At 69.1% G+C, this 22902-nt stretch carries 26 protein-coding genes and 1 pseudogene; 11 read left to right on the top strand and 16 right to left on the bottom strand.

From position 1 onward, the window contains the following. Positions 1-208 precede the first annotated feature (208 nt). Entirely contained in the window at positions 209-1177 is a 969-nt protein-coding gene (locus DSHI_RS01700) for an MBL fold metallo-hydrolase (RefSeq protein ID WP_044027581.1), read from the top strand. 207 nt (positions 1178-1384) lie between these two features. On the opposite strand, the gene DSHI_RS01705 is transcribed toward DSHI_RS01700, so the two are convergent. The 4 genes from DSHI_RS01705 to trmD all read right to left on the bottom strand — a co-directional run bounded on the left by DSHI_RS01705 (position 1385) and on the right by trmD (position 4046). After that, positions 1385-2263 carry a beta-keto acid cleavage family enzyme gene (locus tag DSHI_RS01705; RefSeq protein ID WP_012177018.1) on the bottom strand — a complete coding sequence of 293 codons (879 nt, stop codon included), beginning with the start codon at positions 2261-2263 and terminating at the stop codon, positions 1385-1387. Between the two features lie 117 nt (positions 2264-2380). Then, positions 2381-2602, bottom strand: a complete 222-nt coding sequence (gene rpmE / locus DSHI_RS01710; RefSeq protein ID WP_012177019.1) for a 50S ribosomal protein L31 — start codon at positions 2600-2602, stop codon at positions 2381-2383. 11 nt (positions 2603-2613) lie between these two features. Continuing rightward, entirely contained in the window at positions 2614-2988 is a 375-nt protein-coding gene (gene rplS / locus DSHI_RS01715; protein ID WP_012177020.1) for a 50S ribosomal protein L19, read from the bottom strand. Positions 2989-3248: 260 nt separating this feature from the next. Next, positions 3249-4046: a tRNA (guanosine(37)-N1)-methyltransferase TrmD gene (gene trmD / locus DSHI_RS01720; protein ID WP_012177021.1), complete on the bottom strand. Its 798-nt coding sequence runs from the start codon at positions 4044-4046 to the stop codon at positions 3249-3251. A gap of 90 nt (positions 4047-4136) precedes the next feature. Between trmD and DSHI_RS01725 the strand changes: the two genes are divergently transcribed. Next, the gene (locus tag DSHI_RS01725; protein ID WP_012177022.1) at positions 4137-5126 is read left to right on the top strand and encodes a phosphotransferase; all 990 of its coding nucleotides are present in this window, start codon (positions 4137-4139) and stop codon (positions 5124-5126) included. 19 nt (positions 5127-5145) lie between these two features. Here the strand turns inward: DSHI_RS01725 and rimM are convergent, their stop codons facing one another. The 11 genes and pseudogenes from rimM to DSHI_RS01775 all read right to left on the bottom strand — a co-directional run bounded on the left by rimM (position 5146) and on the right by DSHI_RS01775 (position 11872). Then, complete coding sequence (gene rimM / locus DSHI_RS01730) at positions 5146-5646, bottom strand: ribosome maturation factor RimM (protein WP_012177023.1); 501 nt, start codon at positions 5644-5646, stop codon at positions 5146-5148. After that, positions 5643-5789, bottom strand: a complete 147-nt coding sequence (locus DSHI_RS22195) for a hypothetical protein (protein WP_012177024.1) — start codon at positions 5787-5789, stop codon at positions 5643-5645. The genes rimM and DSHI_RS22195 overlap by 4 nt, the downstream gene beginning before the upstream one ends. Before the next feature lie 6 nt (positions 5790-5795). After that, entirely contained in the window at positions 5796-6260 is a 465-nt protein-coding gene (locus DSHI_RS01735; protein WP_012177025.1) for an EVE domain-containing protein, read from the bottom strand. Position 6261: 1 nt separating this feature from the next. After that, complete coding sequence (bluB, locus tag DSHI_RS01740; protein ID WP_012177026.1) at positions 6262-6891, bottom strand: 5,6-dimethylbenzimidazole synthase; 630 nt, start codon at positions 6889-6891, stop codon at positions 6262-6264. Positions 6892-6919: 28 nt separating this feature from the next. Beyond that, on the bottom strand, positions 6920-7312 hold the full coding sequence (gene rpsP / locus DSHI_RS01745; protein WP_012177027.1) for a 30S ribosomal protein S16: 393 nt from the start codon (positions 7310-7312) through the stop codon (positions 6920-6922). Positions 7313-7353: 41 nt separating this feature from the next. Then, a complete protein-coding gene (locus DSHI_RS01750) occupies positions 7354-7650 on the bottom strand; it encodes a chorismate mutase (RefSeq protein ID WP_012177028.1) in 297 nt (98 codons plus the stop codon). Between the two features lie 120 nt (positions 7651-7770). Continuing rightward, entirely contained in the window at positions 7771-8376 is a 606-nt protein-coding gene (locus DSHI_RS01755) for a GNAT family N-acetyltransferase (RefSeq protein ID WP_012177029.1), read from the bottom strand. Next, positions 8376-8891, bottom strand: a complete 516-nt coding sequence (locus DSHI_RS01760; protein WP_012177030.1) for a GNAT family N-acetyltransferase — start codon at positions 8889-8891, stop codon at positions 8376-8378. Before DSHI_RS01760 ends, DSHI_RS01755 begins: the two co-directional genes overlap by 1 nt. After that, the gene (locus tag DSHI_RS01765; RefSeq protein WP_012177031.1) at positions 8888-9421 is read right to left on the bottom strand and encodes a GNAT family N-acetyltransferase; all 534 of its coding nucleotides are present in this window, start codon (positions 9419-9421) and stop codon (positions 8888-8890) included. Before DSHI_RS01765 ends, DSHI_RS01760 begins: the two co-directional genes overlap by 4 nt. Next, entirely contained in the window at positions 9421-10935 is a 1515-nt protein-coding gene (ffh, locus tag DSHI_RS01770) for a signal recognition particle protein (protein ID WP_012177032.1), read from the bottom strand. The genes DSHI_RS01765 and ffh overlap by 1 nt, the downstream gene beginning before the upstream one ends. A gap of 371 nt (positions 10936-11306) precedes the next feature. Further along, positions 11307-11872 (bottom strand): annotated as a pseudogene (locus DSHI_RS01775) (FMN-dependent NADH-azoreductase). 140 nt (positions 11873-12012) lie between these two features. Between DSHI_RS01775 and DSHI_RS01780 the strand changes: the two are divergent. After that, entirely contained in the window at positions 12013-12888 is an 876-nt protein-coding gene (locus DSHI_RS01780; protein ID WP_044028233.1) for a LysR family transcriptional regulator, read from the top strand. Between the two features lie 50 nt (positions 12889-12938). Continuing rightward, positions 12939-13829, top strand: coding sequence for a DMT family transporter (locus DSHI_RS01785; RefSeq protein ID WP_012177035.1), 891 nt, complete (start codon positions 12939-12941; stop codon positions 13827-13829). Between the two features lie 2 nt (positions 13830-13831). Here the strand turns inward: DSHI_RS01785 and DSHI_RS01790 are convergent, their stop codons facing one another. Then, positions 13832-14170 (bottom strand): ArsR/SmtB family transcription factor, encoded by a 339-nt coding sequence (locus DSHI_RS01790; protein ID WP_012177036.1) that lies wholly within the window; start codon positions 14168-14170, stop codon positions 13832-13834. 164 nt (positions 14171-14334) lie between these two features. On the opposite strand from DSHI_RS01790, the gene purH reads away from it, so the two are divergent. The 7 genes from purH to DSHI_RS01825 all read left to right on the top strand — a co-directional run bounded on the left by purH (position 14335) and on the right by DSHI_RS01825 (position 22893). After that, positions 14335-15924: a bifunctional phosphoribosylaminoimidazolecarboxamide formyltransferase/IMP cyclohydrolase gene (gene purH, locus DSHI_RS01795; protein WP_012177037.1), complete on the top strand. Its 1590-nt coding sequence runs from the start codon at positions 14335-14337 to the stop codon at positions 15922-15924. 4 nt (positions 15925-15928) lie between these two features. After that, a complete protein-coding gene (gene lspA / locus DSHI_RS01800; protein WP_012177038.1) occupies positions 15929-16405 on the top strand; it encodes a signal peptidase II in 477 nt (158 codons plus the stop codon). Between the two features lie 53 nt (positions 16406-16458). Continuing rightward, on the top strand, positions 16459-17004 hold the full coding sequence (locus tag DSHI_RS01805; RefSeq protein ID WP_012177039.1) for a DUF3035 domain-containing protein: 546 nt from the start codon (positions 16459-16461) through the stop codon (positions 17002-17004). A gap of 83 nt (positions 17005-17087) precedes the next feature. Next, positions 17088-18449: a M16 family metallopeptidase gene (locus tag DSHI_RS01810; RefSeq protein WP_012177040.1), complete on the top strand. Its 1362-nt coding sequence runs from the start codon at positions 17088-17090 to the stop codon at positions 18447-18449. Continuing rightward, positions 18446-19759 carry a M16 family metallopeptidase gene (locus tag DSHI_RS01815; protein WP_012177041.1) on the top strand — a complete coding sequence of 438 codons (1314 nt, stop codon included), beginning with the start codon at positions 18446-18448 and terminating at the stop codon, positions 19757-19759. The genes DSHI_RS01810 and DSHI_RS01815 overlap by 4 nt, the downstream gene beginning before the upstream one ends. Before the next feature lie 39 nt (positions 19760-19798). Next, positions 19799-21664, top strand: a complete 1866-nt coding sequence (gene mutL / locus DSHI_RS01820; RefSeq protein WP_012177042.1) for a DNA mismatch repair endonuclease MutL — start codon at positions 19799-19801, stop codon at positions 21662-21664. Beyond that, a complete protein-coding gene (locus DSHI_RS01825) occupies positions 21661-22893 on the top strand; it encodes a DNA recombination protein RmuC (RefSeq protein WP_012177043.1) in 1233 nt (410 codons plus the stop codon). Before mutL ends, DSHI_RS01825 begins: the two co-directional genes overlap by 4 nt. The last annotated feature ends 9 nt before the right edge of the window (positions 22894-22902 follow it).

Raw genomic sequence — 22902 nt, forward strand, 5'->3', positions numbered from 1 at the left:
TTGGCCGGGACAGTACAAAGCTGCTCCCCGCATTGGAATCCCAAAACGGCGACAATCGGCTCAAATCCAAGCCATTGCAGATGTTCATCGCAGGAAGGGCTTTGTGTTTGGTTAACGCGCGCCCTGCTGCCGACGCGCCGTTTCGGGATATCCCTCCCCTTGGGGAGCCGGTAGGCTCGTCGCCAAACACAACACGGAGGATCCCCCAATGCCCAACCTGACACGCCGCGCCCTTGGCCGCGCCGCCCTCGCCGTCCCCGCCCTGTCGCTCCCGGCCGCGCTGCTGCCCAGTGCCGCGCAGGCCGCAGGCCCCGGGGGCATGGCCGCACCCGGGCTGGTCGAGATGCCGCTTGGGGCGTACCGAATCACGGCGCTCCTCGACGGGATGGCGCCTCTGGGACGGCCTTTCTTCTTCGGCCCCGACGAAGGGGCGATCGACGCCAAGCTGGCGGAGATGGGCCTGGGCCCTGACCTGCTGCCCGCGCCTGTCACGGCCTATCTCCTGCGCTCCGACGACCGCACGATCCTGATCGATGCCGGCATGGGAGAGGTCGATTTGCTCGGCCCGGGCTTCGGGCGCGTGGCCGCGGCGCTGGGCGCGGCGGGCGTGGCGCCGGGCGATGTGGACACGGTGATCCTGACCCACGCGCATCCCGACCATCTGGGCGGTCTTGTTGCGGACGGTGCCGTGGTCTTCGCCAATGCGGAGCTGGTGATGGCCGAGGCCGAGGCGGGGTTCTGGCTCGATGCCGGGATGATGGCCCAGGCGCCGACGGAGGCGCAGGGGCTGTTCCAGCTGGCGCAAACCGTCGTCGAGGCCTATAGCGACCGTGTCACCCGCGTGGCCGACGGGGCGGAGGTCGCACCGGGGGTGCGGCTGATCCTTTCTCCGGGACATACCCCGGGACACGCGGTGCTGCGCATCGACGGCGGCGACCGGCAGCTCCTGATGCTTGCCGATACGCTGCACAGTGCGGACCTGCATACCGCGATGCCCGATGTGGGCTTCGGCTTCGACGTGGACCCGGCAGCCGCGGCGCATTCCCGGCGGCGTCTGTTCGAGGAGGCCGCAAGCGACGGGGTGCTGATCGCCGGCAGCCATGTGCATTTCCCGGGGTTCGGACGCATCCAGCGCGCCGGCGACGCGTTCCGCTACGCGCCGGCCAGTTGGCTCTAGGCGCAGGGCGTCCGCAGGGCACAAGCGCGTTCGAACGCGCTTGGCACCGGCACGCGCATCGCGCTGTGCCCGATGCGGTGTGAGGGTCCAGCTGGCATGAAAGCCAAGGGGCCCGCGATGTCCCACTCGGTTGGGTCAGCCTGCCAGGGTCCGCGGGGCCAAGCGCGTTCGAACGCGCTTGCACGTGGCGCCGTGCGCCCTCGCGCGTCAGCGGCCCGCGATCTTGCGCCGTATCTCGGCCGCTCGGGCCAGCGTTCCGCCCGCTTGCGCGATGGCCTGCGCCGCCGCCTCGGTCCAGCCGATATTGCTCAGCTCCGTGCCGAAGGGCGCATCCTCCAGGCCCACGCGCACATGGACGCCTGCCGGCACCGCGGCCCCGATCAGCGGCAGGATATCCACCTGCAATCCCGCGATCATGCAGGGGGCGCCGGGGTCCAGCTCGGCCATCAGCGCAAGGTAGCTGTCCAGCGCATAGCCCCGCGGCGGATATCCGAAGGTGAACCCTTCGGAGAACATGAACCTGTAGATCGGGCGGGGCACACCCGGCACCTGTGCGGCCAGGGCCGCCCCGAGGCGGGCGAAGCCCGGCTCATAGATCGCATAGCTCGGGTGAAATCCGTAGGTCCGGGCGAGATCCAGCCCGTGCCGGACCTCCGCCTCCGAATTGTGATAAACGAACCCCTCCCGGCCTGCGCGGATCTCCGACAGGCTCGACAGGATCGCGCAGCCCGGATCGACCACCGCCCATTCCAGCAGCCCGTCCCGGGCCAGCGCTTCGACCACGGCAAACCGCGCCTCCGGCGTCATCGCCGTCGCCGCGTCCCTTGAGCCCGAGAGCGGCAGGGTCGGGTAGACGATCACGTCCTCCACTGCGCGGATCCCCTCGATCACCTTGGCATAGGCGTCGTAATCCTCCCGCTGCCGCCCGGTATCGGGGTCGTAGACATGGACATGGACCACCGCCGCCCCGGCCCGGGCACAAGCGATGCCCTGGGCGATCAACTCGTCGGTGGTGATCGGCATGCCCGGTTGCAGGCTGCGCGACCAGGGCCCGTTCAGCGCGACTTCAAGGCAGATCTGGGGCATGGGTCCTCGCAAGCCGGCTCGGAGCTGCAGTCAACACCCCCGGTCCCCAGCGCACAAGCCCGCATGAAAAAGGCGCCCACGAAGGGGCGCCTTTGCACGATCGAGAGAGCGGCAGGCTCAGAAGCCGAGGCCCTCGTATTTCTTCTTGAACTTCGACACGCGGCCGCCGGTGTCCAGCAGGCGCGAGGTGCCGCCGGTCCAGGCCGGGTGCACGGACGGGTCGATGTCGAGCGACAGCTGGTCGCCCTCGGCCCCCCAGGTGGAGCGCATCTGGATCACGGTGCCGTCGGTCATCTTCACGTCGATGATGTGATATTCGGGATGGATGTCTTTTTTCATCTCGGCGGCCCTCAGTTCGATTTCGGCTTGTAGTTGGTCTGCTCGGCGATCCGGGCCGATTTGCCGCGACGGGCACGCAGATAATAGAGCTTGGCGCGCCGCACCTTGCCGCGACGGACCACCTCGATGCTGTCGATATTGGTGGAATGCAGGGGGAAGACCCGCTCCACGCCTTCGCCGAAGCTGATCTTGCGGACCGTGAAGGAGGCCGCGATGCCATCGCCGCCCTTGCGCGCGATGCAGACGCCTTCGTAGTTCTGGACCCGGCTGCGGGTCCCTTCGGTCACCTTGTAGCCGACGCGGATGGTGTCGCCGGCCTTGAAGTCCGGAATGTCCTTGCCGAGTTCGGCAATCTGCTCGGCTTCGAGCTGTGCGATCAGGTTCATCTGATCTCTCCTGAGTTGCGCGTGGTTTGCCCACGGTGATGTCGCGATCCAAGAGCTCTGTGTCTTCACCGGGTCCGGATACACCGCCCGCCAGAGGATAGGGTCGTCTTTGTATGTTGCATCCGTCCCGCCGAGGGTCTGGTACCGAAGAAAGTGCCACGGCGATCAGGGTCCGGGGCGCGTGCCCGACCGGACTCGCGCCGTATAGGAGGGAATGGCCCCCGGATCAAGAGCCTTTCATACGCCGTGCCACCCGCGGCTCAGGGCTTGCGCGCAGCCCAGAGGTCGGGACGCCGCGCGCGGGTCAGGGCTTCCGCCTGCTCCCGGCGCCAGGCCTCGATCTGGCCGTGATGCCCGGACATCAGCACCTCGGGGATCGCGCGGCCCTTCCAGACCGCGGGCCGGGTGTATTGCGGATGCTCCAGCAGGCCCCGGGAGAAGCTTTCCTCCTCCGTCGAGGCCGCGTTGCCCAGAACCCCGGGCAGCAGCCGCACCGTGGCGTCGATCATGGCCTGTGCGGCCAACTCGCCGCCGGTGAGCACGAAATCCCCCAGGCTGACCTCCTCGATCGGGTAGTGGTCGAGCACCCGCTGATCCACCCCCTCGAACCGCCCGCATAGCAGCGTCACCCCCCGTGCCCGCGACCAGGCCCGCGCCCAGGCTTGGGTAAAGGGCGCGCCCCGGGGGCTGAGATAGACGATGGGCCAGTCCTCCGGCGCCTCCGGCGTGCCTGCGCGCGCGGCGTCGATCGCCCGGCCCAGCACATCCGGGCGCAGCACCATGCCCGCCCCGCCGCCTGCGGGCGTGTCGTCCACATTGCGGTGCTTGCCCACCCCGAAGCTGCGCAGATCCATCGCCTCCAGCGCCCAGAGCCCTTCGTCCAGCGCCTTGCCCGTCAGGCTCTCGCCCAGAACGCCCGGGAAGGCCTTGGGAAACAGCGTGAGCACCTTGGCGGTCCACGCCCCCTTCAGCCGGGGACGCGCCGCCATCAGATCCTGAGGCGTCAGCGTGGCCGAGATGGATTTCCGGCCGTGGGAGCGGTTGGGAGGCGTTGTCATGGGCTCGCGGTTTAATCATTGTTTAGCAACCTGCAAGGCAAATTGACCACGACACGGACCGCGAAGCCACAGGCAAGCACGGAGATTGCGATGACACCCGGCGATCGGATGATGGCCTCGGCCCTGGGCAGCTGGACCCGGCTGGCGCCCTTCGCCGGTCTCGATCCGGCGGCGTTCGAGGCCGAAGAGCTCTGGCGCCGGGAGGATCCGGGCCAGGTCCGGATCGTGCTGCGAATGCGCGGGGGGGCGGGGCAGGATCTGGTGTTCAAACGGGTATTTCAGCCGCAGGACAGGGGTCGCTGGGCCGAGGCCCTCGACGGGCAGCGGCGCGCGGTCCGGGCGCTGATGCGCGATCCGGTGCATGTGCCGCCCGCGATCCTGGCCGAGGATGCCGAGACCCTCTCGACCGTGCAGGACTTCGTGCCGGGCCGCACCCTGCAGGACCACATGCTGCTGCGGTTCGACAAACCGGGCGCGCGCGCACAGGTGTTGCAGCGGGCGGGCCGCTTTCTCGCCGCCTTTCACGGCGCGACGGCGGAGGGCGACAAACCCTTCAACCCCGCCACCATGCTGGACTATATCCGTGCCTTGGGCCGCCGGGCGCTGAGCGGGGATCTCACCCTCGCGGATCCGGATCTCTTCGCGGTGCTGGCCGAGGGGCTGGAGGCGGCGGCGCAGACCGCGGCCGGGCAGCCGGTCCGCGTCGCGGCCCAACACGGCGACCTGCATGCGCGCAACCTGATCGTGTCGGGCAAGCGCGCGACCCTGATCGACTTCGCCCAGGACAGGAGCGCGCCGGTGCAATACGACATGGCGCGGCTGATCGTCGATCTGGGCGCGCGGTTCTCCGGCGACGCGGCGCCGGAGGCGACTTGCGGCCTGCCCGCGGCGGATCTGGCCGCGCTGTCGGACGGCTACGGCCGGGATCTGTCGCAGGATGCCTGTCTTGCGTTTTTGTGCCGCTGCCGGGTGCTGCAGGACTGGGCGGCTCTGCCGGCGGTGGCCTCCCAACGCTCCGCGTTTCAGCAGGAGAGGCTTCTGCAATTGCAGAAGACCGCCACACGCCTCGCGGCGGCCTGACTGCCTGCGGGCTGCGGGCTCAGAACAAGCCTTCGGGCGGGTCGGCGACGATCCGGCCCGCGTCCAGGTCCACGGTCGGGACCACCGCCCGGGTAAAGGGCAGCAGGACGCTTCCCTTCAGCCCCGGCCCGCGCAGCTCCAGCAGGTCGCCCGCCCCGTGATTGTGTACCGCCGCCACCTTGCCCAGAAGGGTGCCGCCCGTGTCATGCACGGCCAGACCGATCAGGTCGGCATGGTAGAACTCGTCATCGGGCAGACGCGGCAGCCGGTCCCGCGGCGCATAGAGCCGCGCGCCGCGCAGGGCGTCGGCGGCCTCCTTGTTGCTCACGCCGGTCAGCCGCCCCGACAGGCCGTTCTTGATCTGCCCGGTCAGGCGCAGGGTCGTCTCGCGCCCATCCTCGAAACTCAGGGGGTTGTAGCTGGCGATATCCTCGGGCACCGCGCAGAAGCTCTTGATCCGCAGCTCCCCGCGCACCCCGAAGGCCCCGGCCACCGCGCCGACACAGACCCGGTCGCTCATGGCGCGGCCACCCCGGTGCAGACGCCGCGCGCATCGGGCGCGCCCCCGGCGGAGAGGCAGCGTTCCTCGGCCAGCCGCCGTTCCAGCTGCATGCCGATATAGACGCTTGCGCCGAACACCAGGAGGATCACGGTCTTGCCCATCCCCGTTCAGGCCACCGCACGCAAACGGTCCGCGATGGCGAAGAAATCCGCCGCCCCGATCTCCATCTGCCCGCGCCGGAATGTCCGGCCCCAGTGGCGCGGCCGGGCCACGAAGTCGAGCGCGCCGAGCAGGGGCCGCACCGACACCTCGCCCACCGCGTCATAGGCGCATTTGCGCACCCAGGTCTGGCCCGACCCCCGGCCCGTGCCAAAGGTCCAGGACGGCCCGCCCGCGCAAAGCTGCGTCCAGTTCTGGGTCCAGGGCGTGTCGTCGATCACCTCGCCCACGGCGGTGAAACATTCCAGTGCCGCGCCATCGGCGGTCTCGTGAGGCGAGTAATAGAGCACCCAATCCCCCGGCGCGAGCTTGCGCACGGCCGCCGCCTTGCCGCCCGAGAACAAGCAAACCCCGTTTGCAACAGCCGCCTGCACGCTGTCGCGCTCGGCCAATCCGATCCAGTACCGCGCCATGTCAGCGGACCTCCAGTTCCAATGCCTCCGCCCGGGCTTCCCAACCCAGACGCTTCAATTCCGGGGTGTCGGCCTCGTCCTCGGGCCAGCCGAGGCAGAAGTAACCGATCAGGTCCCATGTGGCCGGGACCGCGAGGTCCCGTGCCAGCCGGTCCGGGTCCAGAATGGAGACCCAGCCGAGCCCCAGCCCCTCGGCCCGCGCGGTCAGCCACATCATGGTGACCCCCGACACGACCGAGTACTGGCGCATTTGCGGCATGCTCGCCGCGCCCAGACCCGACCCCTTGGCCGGATCCGTGTCGCAATAGATCGCCAGCTGTATCGGGGCGGCGTCCATGCCCGACAGTTTCAACCGCGCGTAATCCGCGGCCTTGTCGCCCGGCTGCCCTGCAAGGGCATCCGCGTTGGTCTCGGCGAAATTCGCCGCCGCCGCGGCGCGGGCCGCGGGGCTGTCGATCCGCAGCACGCGCCACGGCTCGGACAGGCCCACCGAGGGGGCCAGGCGCAGGCTGTCGAGGCAGCGCGCGAGCACCGCGTCGGGCACCGGATCGGTGCGGAAGCGGCGCACATCGCGCCGCCACCGCATCAATTCCGTCAGTTCCGCGCGGAACGCGGGCGTGAAGCTGCGCATGGGCTAATCCCTTGCCAAACCGTCCGAATTACTCGGCAGCGGCCTCTTCGGCGGGGGCCTCATCGGCGGGCGCTTCGGAGGCTTCCGCGGCCTTGGCGGCCTTTTCCTCGGCGCGGTCCTGGGCCTTCTTGCCCGGCACGGCCTTCTTGGGGTTGTTGCGCTCGGTCTTGGGCAGCACCTCGGCGGCCTCCAGCATCCGCGCCACGCGGTCGGTCGGCTTGGCGCCTTCGCCCAGCCAGTACTGCACGCGCTCCAGGTCCATCTTCACGCGGTCTTCGCTGTCCTTGGGCAGGAGCGGGTTGTAGGTGCCGAGCTTCTCGATGAAGCGTCCGTCGCGGGGCATGCGGCTGTCCGCGGCCACGATACGGTAGAAGGGGCGCTTCTTGGAGCCGCCGCGGGCGAGCCGGATTTTCATTGCCATTGTCTTGTTCTCCTTGGCTTTTTTCTGATCTGAGCCGGGGCTCAGGATTGGTGTTGCTTATGGTGTTGGATGACTTCCTGAATGATGAAGTTCAGGAATTTCTTGGCGAAGTCGGGGTCGAGATCGGCCATTTCGGCCAGCTCCGACAGGCGTTTGATCTGGCTCTCTTCGCGGGTCGGGTCCGAGGGCGGCAGGGCGTGCTCGGCCTTCAGTCGGCCCACGGCCTGGGTGTGCTTGAACCGCTCGGCCAGCGTGAAGACGAGGATCGCGTCCAGCCGGTCGATGCTGTCGCGGTGCTCGGCCAGCACCTGGGCGGCGCGGGAAACGGCGTCGGTCATGGGCGTCCTCCGCAGCCCGAAAAACCGCCCAAAACCGGCGTCGGACAAGTGTCGGGCAAGTGTCGGGCAAGTGTATGGCACCTGTCGGGCAAAACCGCCCGACCGCGGGTCCGGGTCCGGTCAGTCAAGGGCGTATCCTTTCGGTTTGAACAGCGGGTCGGCGTAATGGCCGATCTCCATCTCGATGCCGTGGGCGAGCTGGCTGCCGCGCAGGGCGGCGGGGGCCGGGTGGCGATAGACCACGTCGTCGCCCGTCACCGTGGCCGCCGCCTTGTCCTTGGCCGCGCCGAGCCGCTCGGCCAGCCGGATGCTGTCGAGATCCATCGGGTCGAGATAGCTGACCGCCCCGTCCCAGCCGCGCTGGTCGTAATAGTAGCGGCGGCAGGCATGGACCGCCTCCAGGGCGAAGCCGTGGCCGGATTTCTCGGGCCAGATGATCCAGGCGATCTCGCGCTCGGGCCATTTCGCGGGCTGCCAGCCCCCGGCCATGCCATAGGTCTCGTCGGTCGCCTTGTCGTGGATCATCCACATGCCGAAGCCGCGGATCTCCCAATGGCCGATCTCGGCGGCGTAGAGCATCCAGGTCTCGTAGGCGTTCAGCGGCCCGCCCATGAAGCGCGACCGGTAGGAGGCGAAGGTTGCCTTGAAGTTCGGGTAATCCTCCGGCACGGGGCCACGCAGGGCCAGGCGCCGGGTTTCCAGCACGGGGATGTCGCGATGTCCCATCAGGCGGCCTCGTGCCAGAGGGCCGGGTCGTGGCGCCAGACATCGAGGCCCGGCTTGGGGGCCTTGGCGTCAGGGTCCGGATGCGCGCCGAGTTTCTCCGCCAGTTTGGCGGATGGGGCGTTTTCGGGTGCGATATAGCTGACGGCCGTGTCCCAGCCCAGGTGTCCGAAGGCATGGGTCAGGCAGGCGCGGGCTGCCTCGTCGGCATAGCCGCGGCCCTCGGCGCCGGGCCAGAGCAGCCAGCCGACTTCACGCTCGGGCCAGTCGGCGGGGAACCACGGGCCGACGAGGCCGATTGGGGTTTCCGGATCGGCCTGGGTCAGCAGGGTGAACATGCCAAAGCCGCGCATGGGCCAATGGGCCATCTCGACGCAGAAGGCGTACCACGCCTGATCTTCGCTCAGCGGGCCATGGGCGTGGCGCGACCGGTCGGACATGTAGAAATCGCGGTAGCCGGGGAAGTCTCGCGCCGCGGGCGGGCGCAGGATCAGCCGGTCGGTGGTCAGGAGCGTCATGCGGCGAGCTCCTGTGCGGAGGGGTGACGCCAGATCTGCATCGCGCCGTAATACGGGCTGTCATAGGTGCCATCGCGGCGACAACCGAGCCGTTCGGCCAGCGCGAACGACCGGGTGTTGCCCTCGATGATCAGGCTGATCGCGGTGTCCCAGCCGAGCGTGTCATAGGCCCAGCGGCGGGCCTCGGTCACCGCCTCGAAGGCGATCCCGCGCCCCTCGGCGTCGCCGAAGACCGTCCAGGCGAATTCGGGGGCGGGCCAGTCCACCGGATAGTAGGGCCCGCAGATCCCAAGGGCCGCATCCGTGTCGCGGTCGGCGATGATCCAGCGGCCATAGCCGCGCAGATGCCAGTGGCCCACGGTGTTACACATCCGGTCGAACGCGTCCGCGGCCTTGTAAGGGCCGCCCACGCCTGCGGACCGGGGGCTTTCAAGGAACGCGCCATAGGCGACGGCATCCTCGGGCCTCGGGGCGCGGAGGGTCAGACGCTCTGTCGTGAGCGTGGGGATATGGACGGTGGTGCCGGTCATTACTTCTTCTTGCCGAAGCCCGACAGGCCGGGGGGCAGGGCGCCGCCGCCGAGGCCGGGCAGGCCGCCGCCGGGCATCTTGCCCATGGCCTTGGCGGCCTTTTCCAGGTCGGCGGGGTTCATGCCCGCGAGATCGCCGGGCATCCCCGGAGGCATGCCGCCCTTGCCGCCGCCGAGCATCCCGCCAAGGGATTTCATCATCCCCTTCTTGCCCATCTTGCCCATTTTCTTCATGGCGTCGGACATCTGGCGGTGCATTTTCAGCAGCTTGTTGAGGTCGGAGACCTCCATCCCCGCGCCTTTGGCGATCCGCTTCTTGCGCGATGCCTGCAGGATCTGCGGGTTGGCGCGTTCCTTCTTGGTCATGGACTGGATCAGGGCGATCTGGCGGCGGATGACCTTGTCGTCGAACCCGGCCTCGTCGAGCTTGCCCTTCATCTTGGACATGCCGGGCATCATGCCCATCAGGCCTTCGACCCCGCCCATCTTTTCCATCTGTTCGAGCTGGCCGCGCAGGTCGTTCATGTTGAACTGACCCTTCTGGAAGCGCTTCATCATGCGCTCGGCCTGCTCGGCCTCGATGGTTTCCTGGGCCTTTTCTACGAGCGCCACGATGTCGCCCATCCCGAGGATGCGGCCGGCGACGCGGTCGGGCTCGAAGGTCTCCAGCGCATCCATCTTCTCGCCCAGGCCCACGAAGCGGATCGGGCGGCCGGTGACCGCGCGCATCGAGAGCGCCGCGCCGCCGCGCCCGTCGCCGTCCATCCGGGTCAGCACGACGCCGGTGATGCCGATGCGGTCGTCGAAGTTCTCGGCGGTGGTGACCGCGTCTTGGCCGGTGAGCCCGTCAACCACCAGCAGCGTCTCGCGCGGGTTTGCGACATCGCGGACGGCCTCGACCTGGGCCATGAGCTCTTCGTCGATGGACAGGCGCCCGGCGGTGTCGAGCATGTAGACGTCGTAGCCGCCCAGGGAGGCCTGGGTTTTCGCGCGCCTGGCGATGGCGACCGGGTCCTCGCCCTTGACGATGGGCAGGGTGTCGACGCCGATCTGGGCGCCGAGGATGGCGAGTTGTTCCATGGCCGCGGGGCGGTTGACGTCGAGCGAGGCCATCAGGATCTTCTTGCCGTCACGCTCCTTGAGGCGCTTGGCGATCTTGGCGGTGGTGGTGGTCTTGCCGCCGCCCTGCAGGCCGACCATCAGGATGGGCGCGGGCGGGTTGTCGATCTTCAGCGCACCGGGGTCTTCGTCGCCCTGCAGGACATGGACCAGCTCGTCATGGACGATCTTGACGACCTGCTGGCCGGGGGTGACGGATTTGGTGACGGCCTGGCCGGTGGCCTTTTCCTGGACCGCCTTGATGAAGTCGCGCGCCACAGGCAGGGAGACGTCGGCCTCCAGAAGGGCGACGCGGACCTCGCGCAGGGCGGTGGCGACATCGGCCTCGGAGAGCGCGCCCTGCTTGGTCAGCCGGTCGAAGACACCGGAGAGGCGGTCGGAGAGATTTTCGAACATCGCGGTCTTCCTTGTCGGTCTTGTCGGTCTCTCGGGTCTGGGCGGCCCAGGGCGGGGATCCCGATGCTCAAAGCGGAAAGGCACCCGTGGGCGCAACGCGCTGACGGGTGGCGATCCCTGCACAGGGGCAAAGGGACCGGAGGGCGCAGGCTCTCCGGGGGTTTGGCGGGCGTATGGCCTGTTGCGGGGCGGGAGTCAAGGCTGCCGGGCGCGGGCAAGCGGTTTCGAAACCGCTTGGGCCCCGGCCCGCAGCGTCGCGCCAGTGGCGGGCGCGGCGCGACGCCGGACCCAGGGGCCCGGTGTCCTTCGGTGGCCGCCCGGGTGCGACCAAGCGGTTTCGAAACCGCTTGGCCCGGTGGCGGGCGGGACGCTCAGGCGGCCAGGGCGTCGATGGCGGCGTCGGCCTTGGCGTGGCTCGCATCTGCATCGACCATCAGCCGGTCGGCGGCGACGATTTCCACCTCGTGAATGCCGATGAAGCCCAGCACGTGGCGCAGGTAGTCCGTGGCGAAGTCGATCGCGCTGCCGACCTCGGTGCCGCCGGAGGCCACGGCCAGGATGGCGCGCTTGCCCTCCAGCAGCCCCACGGGGCCGTCGGGGGTATAGCGGAAGGTCACGCCCGCCCGCGCCACCTGGTCGATCCAGGCTTTCAGCGTCGAGGGGATGCCGAAGTTCCAGATCGGCAGGGTGATCAGGACCGTGTCGGCGGCCTGCAGTTCGGCCACCAGGCTGTCGGACAGCGCCAGCACCGCGCGCTGGTCTGCCGTGCGCTGAAGTTCGCGCCGATCCAGTCGGCATCCACCGCCGCAAGCCCGGCGGTGATGTCGCGGGAGACGACCTGGGCCGCGCCGAGCCGGGCGAGGATGCGGTCGCCGAGCTGGCGGGAGACCGAGCTGGTGCTGCGGGGGGAGCTGTCGATGCGGAGAACGGAGGTCATGGGAGCGATCCTGTCTGTGTGTTGGGGGGAGGGCGAAAACCGCGCCCGGTATTCGGTGTGTGCACCAAGAATTGAGCATTGCGAAAACGAACACAATTCCGCATATTGAACAGGAACTGTGAGTAGGTGCACAAATGCCGATCGAAAATTGGGACGAGGTCCGCACGGCTTTCCAGGTGGCCCGTCTGGGCACGGTGAGTGGCGCGGCCGAGGTACTGGGCGTTCATCATGCCACCGTGATCCGCCATATCGACAGCCTGGAAGGGCGGCTCGGGGTCAAGCTGTTCCAGCGCCACGCCCGGGGCTACACCGCGACCGATGCGGGCAAGGACCTGCTGCAGGTGGCGCAGGTCACCGCCGACCAGCTGGAACAGCTTTCGGGCCGTCTGCATGGGCACGGGGCGCAGGTGACGGGCGAGCTGGTCATCACCTCGCTGGAAATCCTGTCGCCCCTGATCGCGCCGGTGCTGGCCGAATTCCAGCGCGAGCACCGCGACGTGATGGTGAAACTGATCACCGACGCGCGGGTCTTCCGGCTGGAATACGGCGAGGCGCATGTGGCGATCCGGGCCGGGCGCAAACCGGAGGATCCCGACAACATCGTCCAGCCGCTCTATATCCAGAAGATGGCCTTTTTCGGCACGCCGGAGTACCTCGATACCCACGGGCCGATCGAGATCGGCGGCGATTATGCCGGGCACCGGATCGTGGGCAGTACGCTCGACGAGCCGCGCGCGCCCTTCAACATCTGGATGCAGGAGAACATGCCCGCGGAGCGGGTCGTCTATCGCGCCTCGGACATCCGCGGGGCGGGGGACGCGGTGGTCGCGGGGGTCGGGGCCGGGTTGCTGCCGGTCTGGTGGGCGGACAAGTACCCCGGGGTCGTGCGTCTTTGCGATCCGATCGACGCCTGGTCGAGCCGGATCTGGCTGATCACCCATGTGGACCTGCACCGCACCGCCAAGGTGCAGAGCTTCACCGGCTCGCTCAAGGCTGCGGCGAAGGCATGGCCCTGAAGCGGGCGACCGGCCCGCGCGGGCCACAGCCGATGACGCGTCTGCGCGCAATGTCCGGCCCGGCGCAGGGGCACCTGGCGATGCTGCTCTTCTCGGCCCTGGTCGCGGGGTCCTTCGCCCTGGGCGGGCAGATCGCCAACGAGATCGCCCCCGCCGCCCTGACGGCCGTGCGGTTCGGGATCGCCGGCGGGATCGTGGGACTGGTCGCCTGGGCCACCGGCGGGCTGAGCCGCGACCTGCTGCGGGCGCCCTGGCGGTTCGCGCTGCTGGGCGGGGTCTTTGCGGTCTATTTCGTGCTCATGTTCGAGGGGCTGAAGACCGCCGATCCGGTCTCGACCGCCGCCGTTTTCACCCTGACACCGGTCATGGCGGCGGGGTTCGGCTGGATACTCATGCGGCAGGTGACGACCCCGCGCATGGCGCTCGCGCTGTCGGTGGGGGCGGCCGGGGCGCTCTGGGTGATCTTCGACGCCTCGCTGGCGGCCTTTCTGGCCTTCGATATCGGCCGGGGGGAGGCGATCTTCTTCGTGGGCTGCGTGGCCCATGCGCTTTATGCGCCCATGGCGCGGCACCTGAACCGGGGCGAGAGCACCGCGGGCTTTGCCTTCGGGATCCTGACCGCGGGCTGCGTGCTGCTGTTCCTCTACGGCTGGCGAGACGTGCAGGCGACGGACTGGGCCAGCCTGCGGCCGCTGGTCTGGATCACCCTGGGCTACCTGACGCTGGGGGCCAGTGCGGCGACGATCGTGCTGCTCCAGACGGCGACGTTGCGGCTGCCGTCGGCGAAGGTCATGGCCTATACCTATCTGGTGCCGAGCTGGGTCATCCTGTGGCAGATCGCGCTGGGCGCGGCGGTGCCGGACCCCTGGGTTCTGGTGGGTGTCGGGCTGACCTGTCTCGCGCTCGTGCTGCTCTTGAAGCCGGAGACGCCCGGGGGCTGATCCTAGTCCGGCTCCGGGCCTGCGGGCAACTCGGCCTCGAGAAACCTCTCGAACGCGTCGAGATGGACCGCCTCGAACTGCCCGAAGCTCTGCATCCAGATCGAGGCATCGCGCAGGGCGTCCGGCTCCAGCTTGCACCATTTCACGCGGCCGCGCTTTTCCTGGCTGATCAGGCCCGCGCGGGTCAGGATGCCGAGATGTTTCGAGATCGCGGCCAGCGACATCGCGAAGGGCTCGGCCACGTCCGTCACCGCCATGTCGTCCTCCAGCAGCATGGTGAGGATCGCGCGGCGCGTGGGGTCCGCGAGGGCCGCGAACACGGTGTCGAGCTGGGATGTCATGGCCCGGTCCTAGCACGGCCCCGCGCGCTGGGACAGCGGGCCCGTGCGCCGGTGCGGCCCCGGTGTGGTCCCGGTGTGGTCCCCGTCGCGCTCAGTGTGGCCATTGCCCGGCACACGGGGTATAGGGCGCGCAAAATCGCTGCCTCCCTGTCGAAGGACCGACCATGACCGATCTCGTGCCCCTGCGCCGCGCGCTGCTTTCCGTATCCGACAAGACCGGGCTTGTGCCCCTGGGTCAGGCGCTGGCCGCGCGGGGGGTGGAGTTGCTGTCCACCGGGGGGACGGCGAAGGCCTTGCGCGAGGCCGGGCTGGACGTGGTGGACGTGTCCGATGTAACGGGCTTTCCCGAGATGATGGACGGGCGGGTCAAGACCCTGCATCCCAAGGTCCATGGCGGGCTTCTGGCGCTGCGCGACAACGCGGCCCATGTCTCGGCGATGGAGCGGCACGGCATCGGGGCGATCGACCTTTTGGTGGTGAACCTCTACCCGTTCGAGGCCACCGTGGCGGCGGGCGCGGATTACGCGGCCTGCATCGAGAATATCGACATCGGCGGGCCGGCGATGATCCGGGCGGCGGCGAAGAATCACAGCTTCGTCACGGTGCTGACGGATGTGGAGGATTACGAGGCCCTGCTGGGGGAGCTGGAGGCGCGGGAGGGGGCCACCGGCTATCCGTTCCGGCAGAAGATGGCGCTCAATGCCTATGCGCGCACGGCGGCCTACGACGCGGCGGTGTCGGGCTGGATGACCGATGCGCTGGCCGAGGTGGCGCCGCGGCGGCGGGCGGTGGCGGGCACGCTGGCGCAGACCCTGCGTTATGGCGAGAACCCGCACCAGGGGGCGGCGTTCTACGTGGACGGCTCGGACCGGCCCGGGGTGGCGACGGCGGTGCAGCACCAGGGCAAGGAGCTGAGCTACAACAACATCAACGACACGGACGCGGCCTTCGAGCTGGTGGCGGAGTTCGCGCCCGAGGACGGGCCGGCATGCGCGATCATCAAGCACGCCAATCCCTGCGGCGTGGCGCGGGGTGCCACCCTGGCGGAGGCCTATACCAAGGCGTTCCAATGCGACCAGACCTCGGCCTTCGGTGGAATCATCGCGTTGAACCGGCCACTGGACGGCCCCACGGCCGAGGCGATTTCCGGCATCTTCACCGAGGTGGTGATCGCCCCGGGGGCCGATGAGACGGCGCGCGCGGTCTTCGCCGCCAAGAAGAACCTGCGCCTGCTGACGACCGAGGGCCTGCCGGACCCCAAGGCCCCGGCGCTGACCGTGCGGCAGGTGTCGGGCGGCTACCTGGTGCAGGACAAGGACAACGGCAATATCGGCTGGGACGACCTGAAGGTGGTCACGAAGCGCGCGCCGAGCGAGGCGGAGATCGCGGACCTTCTGTTCGCGTGGAAGGTCGCCAAGCATGTGAAATCCAACGCCATCGTCTATGTCAAGGACGGCGCCACCGTGGGTGTGGGCGCGGGCCAGATGAGCCGGGTGGACAGCGCCCGGATCGCCGCGCGCAAGTCCGCCGACATGGCCGAGGCGCTGGGCCTCGAGACGCCGCTGATCCAGGGCTCGGTCGTAGCGTCGGATGCGTTCTTTCCCTTCCCTGACGGGCTCTTGACGGCGGCCGAGGCCGGGGCCACGGCGGTGATCCAGCCGGGCGGGTCGATGCGCGATGTCGAGGTGATCGCGGCGGCCGACGCGGCCGGGCTGGCCATGGTCTTCACCGGCATGCGCCATTTCCGGCACTGAGCCCATGCGCGCGCTGGCCCTCTCGGCGGTTGTCGCCTTCGCCATCGACCAGCTCAGCAAGCTGGTCGTCGTGCATTGGCTGAACCTCAAGGAGATCCGGGCGATCGACGTGCTTCCACCTGTCCTGAACTTCCGGATGGGGTGGAACCACGGGGTGAATTTCGGCCTGTTCGGCTCGGACAGCGAGGCGATGCGCTGGGCCCTGATCGTGCTGGCGCTGGCGATCTGCGCGGGCGTGGTGATCTGGGTGCGGCGCGAGGGCGGCGGGACGCGGGTGATGGTCAGCGCGGGCCTGCTGGTCGGTGGCGCGCTGGCCAATGTGCTCGACCGGGTGATCTACGGCGCGGTGGCGGATTTCCTCAACGTGAGCTGCTGCGGCATCCGCAACCCGTTCACCTTCAACCTGGCGGATGTGGCGATTTTCGCCGGGGCGCTGGGGCTGGTGCTGTTCACCGGCAAGACGGATGAAAACCCCTCGTGACCCCGGGGGCGAGATACGCTAAGTCGGGAACGCGACCGGGTAGGGAGATCGAGATGGACGCGACAGCCAAACGCCTGGGCACCGTGCTGCTGGCCTGCATCGTGCTCAGCGCCTGTGGCTCGGGCGACGAGGCGCCGGTGCTGATGAATGTGCGCTCGACCACCACCGGGCCGGACGAGTTCGCGATCCTGCCCAACAAGCCGCTGGAGATCCCGCAGAACCTGTCGTCGTTGCCCGCGCCCACGCCGGGGGCGGCCAACCGCACCGACCCCTCGCCCCGGGCCGATGCGATCGCGGCCCTGGGCGGGCGCCCGGACCGGGCCGCGCCCGGTGGCGACGTGCCGAGCAGCGACCGGGGCCTGCTGGCCTATGCCAACCGCTACGGCTTTGGCGGGGATATTCGCGCCACGCTGGCCGCCGAAGACCTGGAATTCCGGCAGCGCAACAACGGGCGGCTGCTGGAGCGGTGGTTCAGCGCGAATGTCTATTTCGATGCCTACGAGCCGCAATCGCTCGACCAGGATGCGGAGCTCGAACGCCTGCGCCGGGGCGGGGTGCGCAACGTCTCGGCCCCGCCCGCGCCCACCCCGGGGGGCTGACCGGGCGCTCACGTCCGCGCCACCATGCCTTGAACCTGGGCGTTCCGCACGTACCTTTAGGCCAACCAAGGATGGAGACGCGAATGACGCGATGGTTTTTTCCGCGCCTGGCCGCGGCCGGGCTGGCAGTATCCCTGTCGGTCGCTGCCCCGGCCCAAGCCGCCGAGGACGTGACGACCTACACGCTGGACAACGGGCTGGAGATCGTGGTGATCGAGGATCACCGGGCCGCCGCAGTGACCAACATGGTGTGGTACCGCACCGGTGCCGCCGATGAGCCGCCGGGCAAGTCGGGCATTGCGCATTACCTCGAACACCTGCTGTTCAAGGGCACCGACGAGCTGGCGCCGGGGGAATTCTCGGCCACGGTGCAGGCCAATGGCGGGTCCGACAATGCGTTCACCTCCTGGGATTACACCGGATATTTCCAGCGCGTGGCCGCCGACCGGCTGGAGCTGATGATCAAGATGGAGGCCGACCGCATGGTCGACCTGGAGCTGAGCGAGGAGATCGTTCTGCCCGAGCGCGACGTGATCCTCGAGGAGCGCAGCCAGCGCGTCGACAGCTCGCCGGGCTCGATCTTCGGCGAGCAGCGGCGCGCGGCGCAGTATCTCAACCATCCCTACGGCGTCCCGATCATCGGTTGGCGGCACGAGATGGAGCAGTTGAGCCGACAGGACGCGCTGGATTTCTACGAGACCTATTACGCGCCCAACAACGCCATCCTGATCGTGGCGGGCGACGTGCAGCCCGAGGAGGTCAAGCGGCTCGCGGAGCAGTATTTCGGCCCGATCCCGGCCAACCCGGACCTGCCCGCGCGCGTGCGCCCGGTGGAGCCGCCGCAGGTGGCCGAGCGGCGCATCGCCTATGCGGACCCGCGGGTGGCGCAGCCTTACGTGATCCGGACCTACCTGGCCCCGGAGCGGGACAGCGGCGCGCAGGAGACCGCCGCGGCGCTGACCCTGCTGGCAGAGCTTCTGGGTGGGTCGAGTGCCACGTCGTTTCTGGGCGAGAAGCTGGAATTCGAGGAAAGCCGCGCGGTCTATACCTCGGCCTTCTATTCCGGCGTGTCGCTGGATGACACGACCTTCGGGCTGATCGTGGTGCCCGCCGAGGATGTGAGCCTTGCGGAAGCCGAGGCCGATCTCGACCGGGTGCTGGAGCAGTTCATGGCCTCCGAGATCGACGCCGAAGCGCTGGACCGGATCAAGATGCAGGTGCGCGCGGCGGAGATTTACGGCCGCGACAGCGTGGATGCGCGGGCGCGGGAATACGGCACGGCGCTGACCTCGGGGCTGACCGTGGCGGACGTGCAGGCCTGGCCCAAGGTGCTGGCCGCCGTGACGGCCGAGGATATCAAGGCGGCCGCCGAGATGGTGTTCGACAAACGCAAGGCGGTGACCGGTTGGCTCATGCGCGACGGGGAAGAGGAGCTGATGCAATGAGCCGTATTCTGGGCGGGTTCGCCGCGCTGATCCTCTGGGCCGTTCCGGCCTGGGCAATCGTCGACATCCAGGAGGTGACCTCCCCCGGCGGGATCGAGGCCTGGCTGGTGGAGGATCATTCGATCCCCTTCACCGCGCTGGAGATCCGGTTCGAGGGGGGGGCCGCCCTGGACCCCGAGGGCAAGCGGGGGGCGGCCTATTTCATGAGCGGGCTGCTCGAAGAGGGCGCGGGGGAGTATGACGCGCGCGGCTACGCGGCCCGGACCGAGGCGCTGGCGGCGAGTTTCGAGTTCGACATCTCCGACGACAGCCTGGCGATCTCGGCGCGGTTTCTGACCGAGAACCGGGACGAGGCGCTGGAGCATCTGCGCCTGGCCATCCAGGAGCCGCGTTTCGACGACGAGGCGATCGAGCGGGTGCGGGCGCAGATCCTGTCGGTCATCGCCTCGGACGCGCAGGACCCCAACGCCATCGTCGGCGCGCGGTTCGATGCGCTGGCCTTTCCCGATCACCCCTATGGCACACCCTACGAGGGCAGCGCCGAGAGTGTCGCGGGGCTGACCCGCGACGACCTGGTGGCGTCGCACCGCGCGATTCTCGCCCGCGACCGGATCCATGTCGGCGCGGCGGGCGATATCACCGCCGAGGAGTTGGGCGGTGTGCTCGACGCGCTTCTGGGCGCGTTGCCGGAGACCGGCGCGCCCCTGCCCGAAGACACCGAGGTCGCGCTGACCGGTGGGGTAACGGTGGTGCCCTTCGCCTCGCCGCAATCGGTGGCGCGGTTCGGCCATGAGGGGCTGGCGCGGGACGACCCGGACTTCTTCCCGGCCTTCATCCTCAACCAGATCGTCGGCGGGGGCGGGTTCAGTTCCCGCCTGATGCAGGAGGTGCGGGTGGAGCGGGGCCTGACCTATGGCATCGGCTCCTACCTGCTGCCGCTGGACGACGCGGCGCTCTATATCGGGCAGTTCAGTTCCGACAACACCCGCATCGCCGAGGCCATTGCGGTGATCCGCGAGCAATGGGCCGATATCGCCGCCAACGGGGTGACCGCGGAGGAGCTGGACGAGGCGAAGGTCTACCTGACCGGGGCCTATCCGCTGCGTTTCGACGGGAACGGGCGGATCGCCAGCATCCTTGTCGGCATGCAGCAGGACGATCTGAGCATCGACTACATCCCCACGCGCAACGACAAGGTGCGCGCGGTGACCCTGGAGGATATCGCCCGCGTGGCGGCGCGGCTGCTGCGGCCGGAGGATCTGCGCTTCGTGGTGGTGGGGATGCCCGAGGGGCTGGAGGCCTCCAACTAGCCCTAGGCGACTCGGCGCGGTCATGCTACATCCGGTGGCATGTCCGCGCCCAACCCCAATATCATGCCTTCGCACCCGGATCTTGCGGCGCGCCCGGTGATCCGGCAGCTCGACGAGGCCGCCATCAACCGCATCGCCGCGGGCGAGGTGATCGAACGCCCCGCCTCCGCCGTCAAGGAGTTGGTGGAGAACGCGCTCGATGCCCAGGCCCGGCAGATCGAGATTGCCTATGCGGACGGGGGCAAGACCCTGCTGCGGGTGACCGATGACGGCATCGGGATCGCCGCCGGGGATCTGCCGCTGGCGCTGGCGCGGCACGCTACGTCCAAGATCGACGGCGCGGATCTTCTGAACATCCATACCTTCGGTTTCCGGGGCGAGGCGCTGCCGTCGCTCGGCGCGGTCGGGCGGCTGACCATCGCCTCGCGCGCGGCGGGTGCGGAGGCGGCGGAGGTCACGGTGGAGGGCGGGCGCATGGGCCCGGTCCGGCCCGCGGCGCTGAACCGCGGCACGGTCGTCACCTTGCGCGATCTGTTTTCCGCCACGCCCGCGCGGCTGAAATTCCTGCGCTCGGACCGGGCGGAGGTGCAGGCGATCGGCGAGGTCGTGCGCCGCCTCGCCATGGCCGAGCCGTCCGTGGGCTTCACCCTGCGCGATGTCTCCGGGGGCGGCGAGGGGCGGGTGACCTTCCGCGTGGCGCCGGAGCAGGGTGATTTGTTCGACGCGCTGCACCGGCGGCTGGGCAGGGTTCTGGGTTCGGAGTTCGCCGAGAATGCGCTGAGGATCGAGGGGGAGCGGGAGGGGCTGCGCCTGTCCGGATATGCGGCCCTGCCGACCTATTCGCGCGGCGCGGCGGTGGCGCAGTTTCTCTTCGTCAACGGGCGGCCCGTGCGCGACAAGCTGCTGGTGGGCGCGCTGCGCGGGGCTTATGCGGATTTCCTGAGCCGGGACCGGCATCCGGCGGCGGTGCTCTTTGTCGACTGCCCGCCGGAGCGGGTGGATGTGAACGTCCATCCCGCCAAGTCCGAGGTGCGCTTCCGCGAGCCCGGGGTGGCGCGCGGGCTGATCGTCACCGCCCTGCGCCATGCCCTGGCCGAGGCCGGGCACCGGGCGTCGAGCACCGTGGCCGATGCCACCCTGGGCGCGTTCCGGGCGCCGGACGCGGTCGGGAGCGGCGCGCGGATCTACCAGATGGACCGACCCTCTGCGGCGGCCCTGGGGCGCAGCACCGCCTGGCAGGCCCCGGAGACCGCGGCGCAGGGCTTCGGATTTGCCGAGGCGCCGTCGGCCCGGGTGGAGCCTGCCGAGACCGTCGAGGCCATCGCGCGGCCCCTCGGGGCGGCGCGTGCGCAGCTCCACGAGAATTACATCGTGGCCCAGACCGAGACCGGCATGGTGCTGGTCGATCAGCACGCGGCCCATGAGCGGCTGGTCTATGAGCGGCTCAAGGCGCTGATGGCGGAGAACGGCGTGCCGTCCCAGGCCCTGCTGATCCCCGAGATCGTCGAGATGTCGGAGGCCGACGCGCGGACCCTGCTGGACCGTTCCGAAGAACTTGCCGCGCTGGGCTTGCGGATCGAGCCCTTCGGGCCCGGTGCGGTGGCCGTGCGTGAGACACCGGCGCTGCTGGGGCCGGTGAAGGCCGAGGCGTTGTTGCGCGATATCCTGGACGAGCTTTCGGACCTGGGCCAGACCGATGCGCTGCAGGCGCGGATCGAGGCGATCCTGTCGCGCATGGCGTGCCACGGTTCGGTCCGGTCCGGGCGGCGGATGAGCGGGGAGGAGATGAACGCGCTTTTGCGCCAGATGGAGGCGACGCCCCATTCGGGCCAGTGCAACCACGGGCGGCCCACCTATGTGGAGCTGAAACTGGCCGATATCGAGCGGCTCTTCGGGCGCACATGATCGAGATCGCGGGCAGGGTCTGGAGCGAACAGGAACTGGTGCTGGCCGGGGCGGCGGCGCTGGGCATCGTGCTGCTGTCGATGCTGATCCTGCTGGTGGTGGCGGTGCGGGCCGCCGGACGCTCGGCCCGGGCGACCGAGCCGCTGGTGGTGCAGGTCGACACGTTGGGCCGCGCGGTCGAGGCGCTGGGCCAAGGGCAGCACGCGCTGTCGGGGGGGCTGAAATCGGTGTCGGACGCCCAGGCCACGGCGCAGATGCACATGGTCCAGACCATGGAGGCCCGCCTGGCCCATGTGCAGCAGCAGATGACCGAAACGCTCCATGCCAATGCGTTGAAATCCGCGAATGCCCTGTCGGAGATGCAGACGCGGATGAACGAGACCCTGTCGGGCAGTTCGGAGAAAACCACGAAATCCCTGACCCAGTTGCAGGAGCGGCTGGCCACGATCGACAAGGCCCAGACCAATATCGAGAAGCTGTCGGGCGATGTGCTGAGCCTGCAGGATATCCTGTCGAACAAGCAGACCCGCGGCGCGTTCGGGGAAATCCAGCTCCATGACATCGTGTCCAAGGCGCTGCCGGCGGATGCCTATGCGATGCAGGCGACGCTGAGCAACGGCAAGCGCGCGGATTGCCTGATCGGGCTGCCGAACCCGCCGGGCCCCATCGTCATCGACAGCAAGTTCCCGCTGGAGGCCTACGAGAAGCTGCGCGCCGCCGGCACCCCGGCGGAGCAGACGCTCGCCCTGCGGGAGATGAAGGCCGCGGTGCGCACCCATATCAAGGCGATTGCCGAGCGCTACATCATCGAAGGCGAGACCGCGGACGGGGCGCTGATGTTCCTGCCGTCCGAGGCGGTCTATGCGGAACTGCACGCCTCCCTGCCGGAGGTGGTGCGCGAGGGCTTCGCGGCCCGGGTCTGGATCGTGTCGCCCACCACCTGCATGGCGACGCTGAACACCATGCGCGCGGTGCTGAAGGATGCGCGGATGCGCGAGCAGGCGGGGGCGATCCGCAAGACCCTGGGAATGCTGCACCGGGATGTGGAGATCGTGCTGGAGCGGGTGGCGAAGCTCGACACCCATTTCAACCAGGCGCGCCAGGACCTCGACGGGATCACCACGGCCGCCGAGCGCGCAGGCAAGCGCGCGGGGCGGCTGGAGAGCTTCGATTTCGACGAACAGAATGACGGACCGCAGCTGATCTCGGTGGCGGATCCATCGCGCTGACCGCCCCGG

Source organism: Dinoroseobacter shibae DFL 12 = DSM 16493 (assembly GCF_000018145.1).
Classification (GTDB): domain Bacteria; phylum Pseudomonadota; class Alphaproteobacteria; order Rhodobacterales; family Rhodobacteraceae; genus Dinoroseobacter; species Dinoroseobacter shibae.

Excerpts from the sequence above, each read along its gene's own strand:
- DSHI_RS01805 (WP_012177039.1), top strand. The coding sequence starts at position 16,459 with ATGGACGCGACAGCCAAACGCCTGGGCACCGTGCTGCTGGCCTGCATC.
- DSHI_RS01810 (WP_012177040.1), top strand. The coding sequence starts at position 17,088 with ATGACGCGATGGTTTTTTCCGCGCCTGGCCGCGGCCGGGCTGGCAGTA.
- DSHI_RS01750 (WP_012177028.1), bottom strand. The coding sequence starts at position 7,650 with ATGACCGACGCCGTTTCCCGCGCCGCCCAGGTGCTGGCCGAGCACCGC.
- DSHI_RS01825 (WP_012177043.1), top strand. The coding sequence starts at position 21,661 with ATGATCGAGATCGCGGGCAGGGTCTGGAGCGAACAGGAACTGGTGCTG.
- DSHI_RS01700 (WP_044027581.1), top strand. The coding sequence starts at position 209 with ATGCCCAACCTGACACGCCGCGCCCTTGGCCGCGCCGCCCTCGCCGTC.
- purH (WP_012177037.1), top strand. The coding sequence starts at position 14,335 with ATGACCGATCTCGTGCCCCTGCGCCGCGCGCTGCTTTCCGTATCCGAC.
- trmD (WP_012177021.1), bottom strand. The coding sequence starts at position 4,046 with ATGACAACGCCTCCCAACCGCTCCCACGGCCGGAAATCCATCTCGGCC.
- DSHI_RS01785 (WP_012177035.1), top strand. The coding sequence starts at position 12,939 with ATGTCCGGCCCGGCGCAGGGGCACCTGGCGATGCTGCTCTTCTCGGCC.
- DSHI_RS01725 (WP_012177022.1), top strand. The coding sequence starts at position 4,137 with ATGACACCCGGCGATCGGATGATGGCCTCGGCCCTGGGCAGCTGGACC.
- rpmE (WP_012177019.1), bottom strand. The coding sequence starts at position 2,602 with ATGAAAAAAGACATCCATCCCGAATATCACATCATCGACGTGAAGATG.
- DSHI_RS01760 (WP_012177030.1), bottom strand. The coding sequence starts at position 8,891 with ATGACGCTCCTGACCACCGACCGGCTGATCCTGCGCCCGCCCGCGGCG.
- mutL (WP_012177042.1), top strand. The coding sequence starts at position 19,799 with ATGTCCGCGCCCAACCCCAATATCATGCCTTCGCACCCGGATCTTGCG.
- rplS (WP_012177020.1), bottom strand. The coding sequence starts at position 2,988 with ATGAACCTGATCGCACAGCTCGAAGCCGAGCAGATTGCCGAACTCGGC.
- rpsP (WP_012177027.1), bottom strand. The coding sequence starts at position 7,312 with ATGGCAATGAAAATCCGGCTCGCCCGCGGCGGCTCCAAGAAGCGCCCC.
- rimM (WP_012177023.1), bottom strand. The coding sequence starts at position 5,646 with ATGAGCGACCGGGTCTGTGTCGGCGCGGTGGCCGGGGCCTTCGGGGTG.
- DSHI_RS01790 (WP_012177036.1), bottom strand. The coding sequence starts at position 14,170 with ATGACATCCCAGCTCGACACCGTGTTCGCGGCCCTCGCGGACCCCACG.
- DSHI_RS22195 (WP_012177024.1), bottom strand. The coding sequence starts at position 5,789 with ATGGGCAAGACCGTGATCCTCCTGGTGTTCGGCGCAAGCGTCTATATC.
- DSHI_RS01765 (WP_012177031.1), bottom strand. The coding sequence starts at position 9,421 with ATGACCGGCACCACCGTCCATATCCCCACGCTCACGACAGAGCGTCTG.
- ffh (WP_012177032.1), bottom strand. The coding sequence starts at position 10,935 with ATGTTCGAAAATCTCTCCGACCGCCTCTCCGGTGTCTTCGACCGGCTG.
- DSHI_RS01705 (WP_012177018.1), bottom strand. The coding sequence starts at position 2,263 with ATGCCCCAGATCTGCCTTGAAGTCGCGCTGAACGGGCCCTGGTCGCGC.
- DSHI_RS01735 (WP_012177025.1), bottom strand. The coding sequence starts at position 6,260 with ATGGCGCGGTACTGGATCGGATTGGCCGAGCGCGACAGCGTGCAGGCG.
- bluB (WP_012177026.1), bottom strand. The coding sequence starts at position 6,891 with ATGCGCAGCTTCACGCCCGCGTTCCGCGCGGAACTGACGGAATTGATG.
- DSHI_RS01755 (WP_012177029.1), bottom strand. The coding sequence starts at position 8,376 with ATGGGACATCGCGACATCCCCGTGCTGGAAACCCGGCGCCTGGCCCTG.
- lspA (WP_012177038.1), top strand. The coding sequence starts at position 15,929 with ATGCGCGCGCTGGCCCTCTCGGCGGTTGTCGCCTTCGCCATCGACCAG.
- DSHI_RS01815 (WP_012177041.1), top strand. The coding sequence starts at position 18,446 with ATGAGCCGTATTCTGGGCGGGTTCGCCGCGCTGATCCTCTGGGCCGTT.